Below are 13314 nucleotides of genomic sequence, written 5' to 3'. Positions count from 1 at the left end.
CGCGGCCATCGGCCGCGGGCGCCGTCGCCGGTCCGGGGTCTCCCCCGGACCGGACGGGCCTTCGCCCGCAGGTCACTGCTCGGCGGTCACTGACCGGTGGCGATGCGGTCGGCCTCGATGCGGGCCGACTCGGTGCCGTCGAGGTCGCCGATGCGGTGCACGCGCAGGGTGTTGGTCGAGCCGTGGACGCCGGGGGGCGAACCGGCCGCGATGATGACCAGGTCGTTCTTCTGCAGCCCCTTCTGCTCGCGCAGGAGCTCGTCGACGACGGTGACCATCTCGTCGGTGTCCTTCTGCATCGGCACCAGGTGCGCCTCGACGCCCCAGGTGAGGGACAGCTGGCGGGCGACCTCGGGGTACGGGGTCATCGCCAGCAGCGGGATGGTCGGGCGCAGCCGCGAGAGGCGGCGCGCGGTGTCGCCGGACTCGGTGAAGGTCACCAGGTACTGCGCGGAGAGCTGGTCGCCGATCTCCGAGGCCGCACGGGTGATCGCACCGCCGCGGGTGTGCGGGATGGTGCCCAGCGGCAGGATGCGGTCGGCGCCGTTCTCCTCGGTGTTCGTGACGATGCGTGCCATGGTGCGCACGGTCTCGAAGGGGTACTTGCCCACGCTGGTCTCGCCCGAGAGCATGACCGCGTCGGCGCCGTCGAGGATGGCGTTGGCGCAGTCGGAGGCCTCGGCGCGGGTGGGGCGCGGGTTCTCGATCATCGACTCGAGCACCTGGGTGGCCACGATCACGGGCTTCGCGTTGCGGCGGGCCAGCTCGATCGCGCGCTTCTGCACGAGCGGGACCTGCTCGAGCGGCAGCTCCACGCCGAGGTCGCCGCGGGCGACCATGATGCCGTCGAAGGCGCCGACGATCGAGCGCAGCGCGCGCACGGCCTGCGGCTTCTCGATCTTCGCGATGACCGGGACGCGGCGCCCCTCCTCCTGCATGATGCGGAGCACGTCGTCCATGTCGTGGGCGTCGCGCACGAAGGACAGGGCGATCAGGTCCGCGCCGAGGGCGAGGCCCCAGCGGAGGTCCGCGATGTCCTTCTCGCTCATGGCGGGGACGGAGACGGCCACGCCGGGCAGGTTGATGCCCTTGTGGTTGGAGACGGGCCCGGGGACCTCCACGACGGTGGTCACGTCGGTCTCGGTGACGTCCGTGACGCGCACGGAGACCTTGCCGTCGTCGATGAGGAGCACGTCGCCGGGGCGGCAGTCGCCCGGCAGGCCCTTGAACGTCGTCGAGACGCGCTCCTTCGTGCCGACGATGTCCTCGGTGGTGATCGTGAAGGTGTCGCCGACCTCGAGGATGTGGGGGCCGTCCGCGAAGCTGCCCAGGCGGATCTTCGGACCCTGCAGGTCGACGAGCACGGCGACGTTCTTGCCGAGGTCGTCGGAGGCCTTGCGGATGTTGGCGTAGACCTGCTCGTGGTCCTCGTGAGTGCCGTGGCTGAGATTCATCCGCGCCACGTTCATCCCGGCTTCGATCAGCGTCCGGATCTGCTCGTAGGTGTTGGTCGCGGGACCAAGGGTGCAGACGATCTTCGCTTTGCGCATGTCAACCCATCTGTAGTTCGAGTGAAGGGCCGCGGCCCGGTGGACAGCGCACGAGCGCCGTGACAGGGCCGCGGCGTCGCGTGTACTCCGCCTAGTCTTTCACACTGTGACAGGCTTCTCGCCGGGGCGCACGGGGCGCGGGAGGGAACTGCTGCCCATCAGGTGCTCGTCGACCGCCGCCGCGCAGGAGCGGCCCTCCGCGATCGCCCACACGATGAGGCTCTGGCCTCGGGCGCAGTCGCCTGCGGTGAAGACGCCGGGAGCCGAGGTGGCCCAGGAGCCGTCGTGCACGACGGTGCCGCGTGAGGTCATCTCCACACCGAGCTGCTCGATCAGCCCCTGCTCCTTCGCGCCGGCGAAGCCCATCGCGATCAGGACCAGGGTGGCGGGGAGCACGGTCTCGGTGCCGGGGGTGGGGGTGCGGCGACCGTCGACGAACTGCGTCCGGGCCACGCGCAGACCCGTCACGGCGCCGTCCGCGTCGACCTCGAAGCCGGTGGTGGAGGCGAGATAGGAGCGTGCGCCGCCCTCCTCGTGGGCGGTGGAGACCTCGAAGAGCACCGGGTGGGTGGGCCAGGGCTGGGACTCGTCCCGCTCGCTGGGCGGCTGCGTGCCGATGGCGAGGGTCGTCACCGAACGGGCGCCCTGGCGCAGCGCGGTGCCGAGGCAGTCGGCCCCGGTGTCGCCGCCGCCGATGATCACCACGTCCTTGCCCTCGGCGGAGATCCGCTCCCCCAGCCAGTCGCCCTCGACGAGGCGGTTCGCCTGGGTGAGGTAGTCCATGGCGGGGTGGATCCCGGCGGCCTCCCGGCCGGGGACGGCCAGCTCGCGCGGCACGCTCGCGCCGGTCGCGAGCACGACCGCGTCGAAGCGGGAGCGCAGCTCCTCGACGGACAGCGCGCCCTCGCCGGTCCCGCCGACGTCGACGCCGGTGCGGAAGCGGGTCCCCTCCTCGCGCATCTGGGCGAGGCGACGGTCGACGTGCCGCTTCTCGAGCTTGAACTCGGGGATGCCGTAGCGCAGCAGCCCTCCGAGGCGGTCGTCCTTCTCGAGCACGACCACGGCGTGGCCGGCGCGGGTGAGCTGCTGGGCGGCGGCGAGGCCCGCCGGTCCGGAGCCGACGACCGCGACGGAGCGGCCGGTGTGCCGGGTCGCGGGGACCGGGCGCACCCAGCCCTCCTCGAAGGCGCGGTCGATGATCGAGACCTCGACGTTCTTGATCGTCACCGGCGGCTGGTTGATGCCCAGCACGCAGCTGGACTCGCAGGGGGCGGGGCAGGCGCGGCCGGTGAACTCGGGGAAGTTGTTGGTCGCGTGGAGGCGCTCGGCGGCCTCCTCCCAGTCGTCGCGGTAGACCAGGTCGTTCCACTCCGGGATCAGGTTGCCCAGCGGACAGCCCTGGTGGCAGAAGGGGATGCCGCAGTTCATGCAGCGCCCGGCCTGGCGGGAGACCACCGAGAGGGTGCCCTTCTCGCGGGCCTCGTAGACCTCGCGCCAGTCCATCAGGCGCACCGGGACCGGGCGGCGGGCGGGCAGCTCGCGATCGCGGGTGCGCAGGAATCCTCGGGGATCAGCCATGGGTGGCCTCCATGATCTCGTTCCAGACATCGTTCGCATCGGGGTCGAGCCCCTGGGCCACCGCGTCGTCCCGGATCGCGGTGATGGTGAGGAAGGCGCGGGGCGCGATCTCGGTGAGGCGCCCCATCAGCTCCTCCTCGTCGGCCAGCAGCGAAGCCGCCCGGTCGGAGCCGGTGCGGGCCAGGTGGTCGCGCAGCGCCTCGAGGACGAAGCCTCGGTGCTCCTCGCGCACGGGGGCGACGGAGAAGCCCCGGGCGTCGGCCGGGTTCAGGCAGGAGGGGTCGAGGTCCAGGACGAACAGGGTGCCGCCGCTCATGCCGGCGCCGAGGTTGCGGCCGGTCGGTCCGAGCACGATCACGGCGCCGCCGGTCATGTACTCGGCGCCGTGGTCGCCGATCCCCTCGACCACCAGGGTCGCGCCGGAGTTGCGCACCCCGAACCGCTCCCCCGCGGCGCCCGCCAGCAGCAGGCGTCCGCTGGTGGCGCCGTAGGCGCAGGTGTTGCCCGCGATCGGGGCGGAGGTCAGCGAGGGCCCGGTGCCGGCGCCGTGGCCGACGGCGATCACGCCGCCCGAGAGCCCCTTGCCGACGTAGTCGTTCGCGTCGCCGGTGAGGTGCATGCTCACACCGCGCGGGAGGAACGCCCCGAAGGACTGTCCGCCGGTGCCGGTCAGCTCGAGCACGACCGCGTCGTCGGGAAGGCCCGCTCCGTCGGTGCGGCGGGTGACCTCGTGGCCGAGCAGGGTCCCCGCGCTGCGGTCGATGTTCCGCACCTGCCCGGGGATCCGCACCGTGCCCGCGCGGGCGTCGATCACCTCCTCCGCCGCGGCGATCCAGGGATGGTCCGGGGCCTTCTCGAGGCCGTGGTCCTGGCCGCGGCGGCGGCGCGGGAAGTCGCCGGGGTGGATCTCGGGCGCGGCGAGCACGGCGGCGAGGTCGAGGCCCTCGCGCTTCGCCTCGCCGAGCGCGGTGAGCGCCCGCTGGTCCTCGCGCAGGGCGAGGAGGTCGGTGCGTCCGATCGCCTCGTCCAGGGAGCGCAGCCCGAGCGCGGCGAGGTGCTCGCGCACCTGCTCGGCGACGAACTGGAAGAAGGTCACCACGTGCTCGGCCCGGCCCGCGTAGCGGGCGCGCAGCTCGGGGTTCTGGGTGGCGACGCCGACGGGGCAGGTGTCCAGGTGGCAGACGCGCATCATGACGCAGCCGGTGACGACCAGCGGCGCGGAGGCGAAGCCGTACTCCTCGGCCCCGAGCAGCGCCGCGATCACCACGTCGCGGCCCGTCTTCATCTGCCCGTCGACCTGGACGGTGATGCGGTCGCGCAGCCCGTTCAGCAGCAGGGTCTGCTGGGTCTCGGCGAGGCCGAGCTCCCAGGGGGGGCCGGCGTGCTTGAGGGAGTTCAGCGGGCTCGCGCCGGTGCCGCCGTCGTGCCCGGAGATGAGGACGACGTCCGCATGGGCCTTCGACACGCCGGTGGCGACCGTGCCGACCCCGAAGCGGGAGACGAGCTTGACGTGCACGCGCGCGGCCGGGTTCGCGCTCTTCGCGTCGTGGATCAGCTGAGCGAGGTCCTCGATCGAGTAGATGTCGTGGTGCGGGGGCGGGGAGATCAGTCCGATGCCGGGGGTCGAGTGGCGGGTCCGGGCGATCCAGGGGTAGACCTTCTCGGGCGGGAGCTGTCCGCCCTCGCCGGGCTTCGCGCCCTGCGCCATCTTGATCTGGATGTCGCGTGCGAAGGTCAGGTACTCGCTGGTCACGCCGAAGCGGCCGGAGGCGATCTGCTTGATGGCGCTGCGCCGCTCGGGGTCGTGCAGCCGCTCGGGGTCCTCGCCGCCCTCGCCGCTGTTGGACATGCCGCCCAGGCGGTTCATGGCGATCGCGAGGGTCTCGTGGGCCTCCTGGGAGATGGAGCCGTAGCTCATTGCACCGGTCATGAAGCGTCGCGTGATCGACTCGACCGGCTCGACCTCCTCCAGCGGGATCGCGGGCGAGTCGTCGGTGCGCAGGCGCAGCAGCCCGCGGATCGTCAGCAGCCGCTCGTGCTGCTCGTCGACCGCGTCGGTGTAGGCGCGGAACTCGTCGTACTTCCTCGCGCGGGTGGAGTGCTGCAGGCGGAACACCGACTCGGGGGTGAACAGGTGCGGCTCGCCCTCGCGGCGCCACTGGTACTCGCCGCCGACGGGCAGGCCGCGGTGGGGCGGGTGCACGCCGTCGACCGGATGGGCCAGGGCGTGGCGGGCGGCGATCTCCTCGGCGATGACCTCGAGGTCGATGCCGCCGATGCGGCTGATGGTGCCGGGGAACCAGGTGTCCACCAGCTCCTGGCTGAGGCCCACGGCCTCGAAGATCTGGGCGCCGCGGTAGGAGGCGACCGTGGAGATGCCCATCTTGGACATGATCTTCAGGACACCCTTGGACAGCGACTTGGCGAGGTTCGCGACGGCCTGCTCGGGGCTGAGGTCGCTGACCACCCCGCGCTCGACGAGCTCCTCGACGCTCTCCATCGCGAGATAGGGGTTGACCGCGCTGGCGCCGTAGCCGATGAGCAGCGCTGCATGGTGCACCTCGCGCACGTCCCCGGCCTCGACCACGAGCGCGGCGGAGGTGCGTCGGCCTGTGCGCACCAGGTGGTGCTGGACGGCGCTGGTCATCAGCAGCGAGGGGATCGGGGCGAGGACCTGGTTGGTGTCGCGGTCGGAGAGGACCAGGAAGGTCGCGCCGTCGTCGATCGCGGCGACGGCCTCCTCGCAGATCTCCTCGAGCCGTGCGCGCAGCGCGGCGGTGCCGCCGGCGACCGGGTAGAGGCCGCGCAGCCGCACGGTGTGGAAGTCGGCCGTGGCGGGGTGGGCGTCGACCGCGAGCAGCTGCGCGAGCTGGTCGCTGTCCAGCACCGGAGCATCCAGCGACAGCTGCCGGGCGTGCTGCGGGGTCGCGTCCAGGAGATTCCGGGACCGGCCGATGCTCACCCCGAGCGAGGTGACGATCTCCTCGCGCAGCGAGTCCAGCGGCGGGTTGGTGACCTGCGCGAACATCTGCGTGAAGTAGTCGAACAGCAGCCGGGGACGGTCAGAGAGCACCGCGATGGGGGTGTCGGTGCCCATGGCGCCGAGCGGCTCGGCGCCCTTGGCGGCCATCGGGGCGAGCAGCACCCGCAGCTCCTCCTCCGTGTACCCGAAGGTCTGCTGGCGGCGCAGCACGGAGGAGCGGGAGTGGGTGATGTGCTCGCGCCGGGGCAGGTCACCGAGCGCGACCTTCTGCTCCTTCACCCAGGTGGCGTAGGAGCGGGCGGTGGCGATCTCGTGCTTGAGCTCGTCGCTGGGCACGATCTCGCCCGCCTCGAGATCGAGCAGGAAGATCTCTCCCGGCGCGATGCGGCCGGTGCGCACCACCTCGGAGCGGGGGACGTCCACGAGCCCCGTCTCGGACCCGAGGATCACCAGGTCGTCCTCCATCACCCAGTAGCGCAGCGGACGCAGGCCGTTGCGGTCCAGGCGCGCGCCGACCTGCGTGCCGTCGGAGAAGACGACGGCCGCGGGCCCGTCCCAGGGCTCCTGGAGCGCGGCGTGGAACTCGTAGAAGGCCCGCAGGTCCGGGTCCATCGACTCGTCGTTCTCCCAGGGCTCGGGCACCAGCATCATCAGCGCGTGGGGCAGGGAGCGGCCCGAGAGGTGCAGCAGCTCGGCGACCTCGTCGAGGCCCGCGGAGTCCGAGCCGCCGGGCGTGGTGATCGGCAGCAGGCGGGAGAAGTCCTCGCCGAAGGCGTCGGTGGCCATCGACCCCTCGGCCGCCCGGACCCGGTTGCGGTTGCCGATCACCGTGTTGATCTCGCCGTTGTGCGCGAGGGTGCGGAAGGGGTGGGCGAGCGGCCAGGCGGGGAAGGTGTTGGTCGAGAAGCGCGAGTGGACGATCGCGAGGGCGGAGGCGAAGCGGGGATCGCGCAGATCGGGGTAGAACTCGTCGAGCTGGACGGGGGTGAGCATCCCCTTGTACACCATCACGCGGGTCGAGAGGGAGGGGAAGTAGCCCTCGGTGGCGTGCTCGACGCGGCGGCGAGTGGCGAAGACGGCCCGCTCGAGCTCGAGGCCGGTGCGCTCGGCGCGGGCGTCGGCGAGGAAGACCTGCACGAAGTCGGGGCGGACCTCCTCGGCCGAGGGCCCGACGAGCCCGTCGGTCACGGGCACCTCGCGGGTGCCGAGCAGTCGCAGCCCCTCCTCGGCGGCGACGCGCTCGAGGGTCTCGAGCACGGCGGCGCGGCCGTCGGCCGTGCGGGGCACGAAGGCGATGCCGGCGGCGTACTGCCCCAGCGGCGGCAGGGCCAGGCCGCTGACCTCACGGAGGAAGGCGTCGGGCAGCTGGACCATGATCCCCGTGCCGTCACCGGTGTTCTCCTCGGCGCCGACCGCGCCGCGGTGATCGAGGTTGCGCAGCGCCTCGAGGGCGTGCTGGACGATGCGGTGCTGGGGGGTGCCCCGGAGCGTCGCGATCATCGCGACGCCGCAGGAGTCGACCTCGCTGTCCGGCCGGTAGAGGCCCTGGGCGGCAGGGAGGGACGAGAAGCGGGAGGTGAGGGGGAGCATGACGCGGGAGCCCTTCTGGAGCGGCGGCCGGTGACGGGCTCGTCGAGGATCCGACGAGCGCCCGGGCCCCGGGCCGCCCTCCGCGCGCTTCGCGCCGCCAGGAGGTGGGCCCTAGGGGCCGGGTGAGGGAGCGGGGCCGGGAGAGGGAGGCGTGCCCGACTTCTCGACCTCGTCCTCATCGGGGCCGTTGCCCTCGGTCTGGGCGGGCAGGCTGAAGGAGCCGTCGGCGGCGACGACCTCTCCCCCGCGCTTCTGCTCGCGCAGGGTGAGCAGCACGAACATACCCACCCCCACGAGCACCATGAGCAGGGCGACGAGGGTGTGGATGCGCAGCGGGCCGACCATCAGCACGGGCTCGGAGCGGATCGCGTCGATCCAGGCGCGTCCGGTGGAGTAGATCGCGACGTAGGCCCAGAACACACGGCCGCCCGCCCACTGGAAGCTGCGGCTGAGCAGCAGGAGCACGGCGAGGCCGGCGAGGTTCCACAGCTGCTCGTACAGGAAGGTGGGGTGGTAGGTGCCCGGCACGCAGCCGGCGATCGTGGCCCCGTTCGTCTCGCAGGTCACGTCCCACGCCCACCAGGCGTCCAGCGGCGGGCCGTAGAGCTCCTGGTTGAACCAGTTGCCGAAGCGGCCCAGCACCTGGGCGAGCATGATGGTGGGGGCGATCGTGTCGGCCAGCGCGGTGAAGGAGACGCCCTTGAGCCGGGCCATGATCCACACCGCGAGGGCGCCGCCGGCGACGCCGCCGTAGATCGCGAGCCCGCCCTGCCAGATGTACAGCACCGAGAGCGGGTCGCCCCCGGGCCCGAAGAAGGGCGCCGGGGAGGTCAGGACGTGCCAGACGCGAGAGCCGATGATCCCGGCGATCACCGCGACGAAGACGATGTCGAAGAGGGTGTCGCCGTCGCCGCCGCGGGCCTCCCACCGCTTCGTCGCCCACCACAGCGCGACGCCGATGCCGGCGAGGATGCACAGGGCGTAGAAGTGGATCGTGAGGGGGCCGAGGGAGAGGGCGGAGATGCTCGGGCTGGGGATCATCGCGTGCTCTCCTCTCGACTGTGGGTCCTGCGAGGCTGGTCAGGTGCGGGCGCGCTCGACGCCGCCGCGGAGATCCGCCGCGACGGCCGCGAGGGCCGTGCGGGCCGCCGCGTCGTCGCCCTCGTGCTCGATCAGGGCGCGCACGAAGGCGGAGCCGACGATCACTCCATCAGCGTACGCGCCGACCTGCGCGGCCTGCTCACCGTTCGAGACGCCCAGTCCCACGCAGACGTTCCTCGCCCCGGCCGCCCGGGTGCGCTCGACGAGGCCCTCCGTGGCGGTGGAGACGCTGGCCCGGGTGCCGGTGACGCCCATGGTGCTCGCCGCGTACACGAATCCGCGCGTGTGCGAGACCACATGCTCGAGCCGGTCCCGCGGGGAGCTCGGTGCGACGAGGAACACACGGTCCACGCCGCGCTGCTCGGAGGCCGCGATCCAGTCGGCGCCCTCGTCGGGGATGAGGTCGGGGGTGATCAGCCCGGCGCCGCCGGCGGCGGCGAGGTCGCGGGCGAAGGCGTCGGGCCCGTAGACGAGCACCGGGTTCCAGTAGCTCATCACCAGGATCGCGGCGCCGCGGCCGGAGAGCTGCTCGACGGCCTCCAGGACGTGCCGGGTGCGGGTGCCGCGCTCGAGCGCGGCGGAGGCGGCCTGCTGGATCACTGCCCCGTCCATGACGGGGTCGGAGTAGGGCAGGCCCAGCTCGATCATGTCCGCGCCGTGGTCGATGAGCACCTTCGCAGCCTCGATCGTGCGGTCGAGGTCGGGATATCCGACGGGCAGGTAGCCGATGAGCGCGGCCCGGTCCTCGGCGCGGGCGCGGTCCAGGACATCGCCGGCGCGCAGGCGGCGGGTGTCGGCGGCGGTCATCGGTCCTCCTCCTGGGCGGCGGGTGCGGCGGTGCGGGCGAGATCGCGCAGGACGGCGAGGTCGGCGCGCGCGGGATCGTCGCCCACCAGCCCGAACCAGCGCGAGGCGGTGTCCACGTCCTTGTCCCCTCGGCCGGAGAGGCTCACCAGGATCACGGCGTCCTCCCCGAGCTCGCGTCCCAGCTCGAGCGCGCCGGCGAGGGCGTGGGCGGACTCGATCGCGGGCATGATGCCCTCGGTCATGGACAGCAGCGCGAAGGCCTCCATGGCGGGGCCGTCGTCGATCGCGCGGTACTCGGCGCGGCCGATGTCCGCGAGCCAGGCGTGCTCGGGGCCGACGCTGGGGTAGTCCAGCCCGGCGGAGACGGAGTGCGAGGGGATGGTCTGGCCGTCCTCGTCCTGCATGACGAAGCTGCGCGCTCCGTGGAGCACCCCGGCGGAGCCGCCGGTGATGGTCGCCGAATGACGGCCGGACGCGACGCCGTCGCCGCCGGCCTCGCAGCCGACGAGGCGCACGAGCGGATCGGTGTCGTCGAGGAACGCGTGGAAGATGCCCATCGCGTTGGAGCCGCCGCCGACGCAGGCGACGACCGCATCGGGCAGTCGGCCCACCCGCTCGAGGGTCTGGGCACGGGCCTCCTCGCCGATGATGCGGTGGAAGTCGCGCACCATGGCGGGGAACGGGTGGGGTCCCGCGACGGTGCCCAGCAGGTAGTGGGTGGTCTCCACGTTCGCGACCCAGTCGCGGAAGGCCTCGTTGATGGCGTCCTTGAGGGTGCGGGAGCCCTGCTCGACGGCGACCACCTCGGCGCCGAGCAGGCGCATGCGGGCGACGTTGAGGGCCTGGCGCTCGGTGTCCTCGGCGCCCATGTAGATCGTGCAGTCAAGCCCGAACAGGGCCGCGGCGGTCGCGGTGGCGACGCCGTGCTGGCCCGCGCCGGTCTCGGCGATCACGCGGGTCTTGCCCATGCGTCGGGTCAGCAGCGCCTGGCCGAGCACGTTGTTGATCTTGTGCGAGCCGGTGTGGTTGAGGTCCTCGCGCTTGAGGAGGATCCGCGCGCCGCCGGCGAGGGCCGAGAAGCGCGGCGCCTCGGACAGCAGCGAGGGACGCCCGGTGTACTCGGCGGCCAGACGCCGCAGCTCCTCGGTGAACTCCGGGTCGACGATCGCCTTCTCGTAGGTCTCGGTGAGCTCGTCGAGGGCGGGCACGAGCGCCTCGGGCAGGAAGCGCCCGCCGAAGTCGCCGAAGTAGGGCCCGGCCTCGGAGCGCAGCGCCGTCGAGGGTCGGGTGAGGTCGGGCAGCACGGGGTCGGGGGTGCTCATGCCTGGGCTCCTTCCGGGAGGGGGCGGCCGCGGCGGGCGACGCTGCGGAACGAGGAGACGGCGTCGGCGGGGTCCCCGGAGGTCACCAGGGCCTCACCGACCAGGACGGCGTCCGCGCCGGCGGCGGCGTAGGCCTCGACGTCGGCGCGGGCGCCGACCGCGGACTCGCCGATGGCGAGGGGTCCGGCGGGGATGCGGCGCAGCAGGGCCGCGGCACGGTCCAGGTCGACGGTGAGGTCCTTGAGGTTGCGGGCGTTGACGCCGAGGAGCTGCGGGTCCAGGACGAGGGCCCGCTCGAGCTCCTCCTCCGTATGGGTCTCGACCAGCGCCTGCATGCCCAGCTCGCCGGTGAGGGCGTACAGCTCCTGCAGCGGACCGTCCTCGAGCGCGGCGACGATCAGCAGCACGATGTCCGCCCCGTGGGCGCGGGCCTCGTGCACCTGGTACGGCTCGACGACGAAGTCCTTGCGCAGCACCGGCACGTCGACCCTCTCGCGGACGGCGTCGAGGTCGGCGAGGGAACCGCGGAACCGGCGCTGCTCGGTCAGGACGCTGATCGCGGAGGCTCCGGAGTCGGCGTAGGTGCCGGCGAGCTCGGCCGGCTCGGGGATCTCCGCCAGGGCGCCCTTGGAGGGGCTGGCGCGCTTGACCTCGGCGATCAGGCCCATGGTGGTGCCGTCGCCGGCCAGCCGGGCGCGGGCGTCGAGGGCGGGGGCGGCGGCCTGAGCGCGCGCCTCGATCTCGGCGTCCGGCACGGCGCGACGCCGGGGGGCGAGATCCTCGCGGACGCCGACGATGATGTCGTCGAGAACGGTTCCGGTGGTGGTCACTCGATCCTCCTGAAGCGGGTGGGGCGGCGCCGCGCACGAGGCTGCGGTCCGCGGGGCGGGGCTCAGCCGCCGACGTACGAGATCGGTGCCAGGAACCAGAAGGCGGGGAGGTTCCGCAGCACCGTGAAGACCAGCACGACGCCGGTGAGCACGAGCACCGTCGTGCGGGAGGGCGTGAGCTCGGTGGTGAGGCCCCGCGCCCGGCGCAGCGCCCACACCCCCATGCCGATCGCGGTCAGCGGGATCGCGAGGATGATCAGCAGGTTGCTGCGCAGGGCCAGCAGCAGGTCGCCGGCGAGCAGGGAGTGCACGGCGCGGATCGCTCCGCAGCCGGGGCACTCGATGCCCGTGAGGTGGTTGACGATGCACAGCGGCACATGGGTGCGGAACGGGTCGAAGATCAGCTGCACCCCGACCGCGAGCGCCAGTGCGGCGCCCATGATGCCGAGCGGCAGCAGGAGCCGGTGCGCACCGCGCGCGGGTCCTCCCGCGCCGAGCTGCTCGTCCCGCTCCTGCGCCGCGAGGGTCACCGGGCGCCGGCCTCGGCGGGGGCCTCGTCGGGACGGGTCTCGGCGACGGCGACGGCCTCGGTGACCGGGTGGCCGTACCTCTTCGGCTGGCCGAGGCCGGCCTTGGACATCACGACGCCGGCCAGGATCGCGAGCACGACGATCGCCGCGCCGACCCAGATCAGCACCGTCATCTCGGGGAGGATGAGGCCCGCGGCGATCGCGACGGAGCCGATCACGATGCCCATGTTCATCGTCCACGCCGCGACGGTCTTCCCCTCGTTGTGATGGGGCGGCGGCGGCACGGTGTAGGTCTTCGACATGATCCTTCTCCAGTCTGGGTCCCGGTCGGGGCCATTGTGCCACGTCATGCCGTCGGACGACGGCATCGTCCGCGGCGTGCTGCGCGAGGCGGTCAGCGCTGCGGGGGCGTCCCGGCGCCGTCGGCCCCGGGAGCATCCGCGGGGTCCGTCCCCGCGCGCGGTGCGTCCTCGTCCTCGCCGGGGACGGCGAGGCTCGGGTCCTCGCCGCGGGTGAGGGCGTCCCAGGCGGCGGCGGGGTCCTCCGCGGGATCGGCGGCGGTGGTGACGGCGGCGCTGCGGTAGCGGCTGCCGACGGGCCAGGAACCGCCTGCGATCAGCACGATCACGCCGGTGGCGATCACGGCGAGGGCCGGGACGAGGGCGATCAGCGGCCAGCTGGTCGCGTCCGCGGCGACCTCCGCGCCGACCACCCCGGTGGACTCGGTGACGGCGGAGCCGGCGGCCGCGGCGGGGTCGCGCAGCGGGGTGAGGGAGGCGAGTCCCGCGCCGAGCCCGGCGGCGATCAGGACCGGCCCCGTGAGGAGGCGCACCCAGCGGCTCGAGAGCGAGGTCGCCAGCGCCGCGGCGAGGGCCGCGAGGGCGAGGGCGAGCACCGCCGGGGCGGCGTCCGCGCCGCTGACCGCGACGTCCTGCGCGGTGCCGGCGAGGTCGGGGGCGGTGGCCTGCACCCAGGTGGCGCGCGTGGTGCCGGCCAGGGCGCCCGCGGCGACGAGGCCGCCGA

Annotated in this window: 10 protein-coding genes; all 10 read right to left on the bottom strand. The window is 73.2% G+C overall.

Annotation, left to right across the window (positions count from 1 at the left end; translation table 11 throughout):
* Positions 1–86 precede the first annotated feature (86 nt).
* Entirely contained in the window at positions 87–1550 is a 1464-nt protein-coding gene (gene pyk, locus HMPREF3159_RS14345) for a pyruvate kinase (protein WP_070501805.1), read from the bottom strand.
* A gap of 99 nt (positions 1551–1649) precedes the next feature.
* A complete protein-coding gene (locus tag HMPREF3159_RS14340) occupies positions 1650–3128 on the bottom strand; it encodes a glutamate synthase subunit beta (protein ID WP_070501804.1) in 1479 nt (492 codons plus the stop codon).
* Positions 3121–7701, bottom strand: a complete 4581-nt coding sequence (gene gltB / locus HMPREF3159_RS14335) for a glutamate synthase large subunit (protein ID WP_070501803.1) — start codon at positions 7699–7701, stop codon at positions 3121–3123. Before gltB ends, HMPREF3159_RS14340 begins: the two co-directional genes overlap by 8 nt.
* Positions 7702–7812: 111 nt before the next feature.
* Positions 7813–8742 (bottom strand): prolipoprotein diacylglyceryl transferase, encoded by a 930-nt coding sequence (lgt, locus tag HMPREF3159_RS14330; RefSeq protein ID WP_070501802.1) that lies wholly within the window; start codon positions 8740–8742, stop codon positions 7813–7815.
* Between the two features lie 39 nt (positions 8743–8781).
* Positions 8782–9609 carry a tryptophan synthase subunit alpha gene (gene trpA / locus HMPREF3159_RS14325; RefSeq protein WP_070501801.1) on the bottom strand — a complete coding sequence of 276 codons (828 nt, stop codon included), beginning with the start codon at positions 9607–9609 and terminating at the stop codon, positions 8782–8784.
* Positions 9606–10931 carry a tryptophan synthase subunit beta gene (gene trpB, locus HMPREF3159_RS14320; RefSeq protein ID WP_070501800.1) on the bottom strand — a complete coding sequence of 442 codons (1326 nt, stop codon included), beginning with the start codon at positions 10929–10931 and terminating at the stop codon, positions 9606–9608. The genes trpA and trpB overlap by 4 nt, the downstream gene beginning before the upstream one ends.
* Complete coding sequence (gene trpC / locus HMPREF3159_RS14315) at positions 10928–11761, bottom strand: indole-3-glycerol phosphate synthase TrpC (RefSeq protein ID WP_070501799.1); 834 nt, start codon at positions 11759–11761, stop codon at positions 10928–10930. Before trpC ends, trpB begins: the two co-directional genes overlap by 4 nt.
* Before the next feature lie 62 nt (positions 11762–11823).
* Positions 11824–12291 (bottom strand): DUF2752 domain-containing protein, encoded by a 468-nt coding sequence (locus tag HMPREF3159_RS14310; RefSeq protein WP_070501798.1) that lies wholly within the window; start codon positions 12289–12291, stop codon positions 11824–11826.
* Positions 12288–12593, bottom strand: coding sequence for an HGxxPAAW family protein (locus HMPREF3159_RS14305; RefSeq protein WP_070501797.1), 306 nt, complete (start codon positions 12591–12593; stop codon positions 12288–12290). The genes HMPREF3159_RS14310 and HMPREF3159_RS14305 overlap by 4 nt, the downstream gene beginning before the upstream one ends.
* Positions 12594–12685: 92 nt before the next feature.
* Positions 12686–13314: Trp biosynthesis-associated membrane protein (locus tag HMPREF3159_RS14300; protein ID WP_070501796.1), on the bottom strand; the 629-nt coding region annotated here is incomplete at its 5' end.

Origin of the sequence: Brachybacterium sp. HMSC06H03 (genome assembly GCF_001807385.1) — a bacterium.
GTDB classification, from domain to species: Bacteria; Actinomycetota; Actinomycetes; order Actinomycetales; family Dermabacteraceae; genus Brachybacterium; species Brachybacterium conglomeratum.
Note: the sequence above shows the minus strand (reverse complement) of the source record. Positions and strands in the feature narration are given on the sequence as shown.

Excerpts from the sequence above, each read along its gene's own strand:
- trpB (WP_070501800.1), bottom strand. The coding sequence starts at position 10,931 with ATGAGCACCCCCGACCCCGTGCTGCCCGACCTCACCCGACCCTCGACG.
- gltB (WP_070501803.1), bottom strand. The coding sequence starts at position 7,701 with ATGCTCCCCCTCACCTCCCGCTTCTCGTCCCTCCCTGCCGCCCAGGGC.
- trpA (WP_070501801.1), bottom strand. The coding sequence starts at position 9,609 with ATGACCGCCGCCGACACCCGCCGCCTGCGCGCCGGCGATGTCCTGGAC.
- lgt (WP_070501802.1), bottom strand. The coding sequence starts at position 8,742 with ATGATCCCCAGCCCGAGCATCTCCGCCCTCTCCCTCGGCCCCCTCACG.
- HMPREF3159_RS14340 (WP_070501804.1), bottom strand. The coding sequence starts at position 3,128 with ATGGCTGATCCCCGAGGATTCCTGCGCACCCGCGATCGCGAGCTGCCC.
- HMPREF3159_RS14305 (WP_070501797.1), bottom strand. The coding sequence starts at position 12,593 with ATGTCGAAGACCTACACCGTGCCGCCGCCGCCCCATCACAACGAGGGG.
- pyk (WP_070501805.1), bottom strand. The coding sequence starts at position 1,550 with ATGCGCAAAGCGAAGATCGTCTGCACCCTTGGTCCCGCGACCAACACC.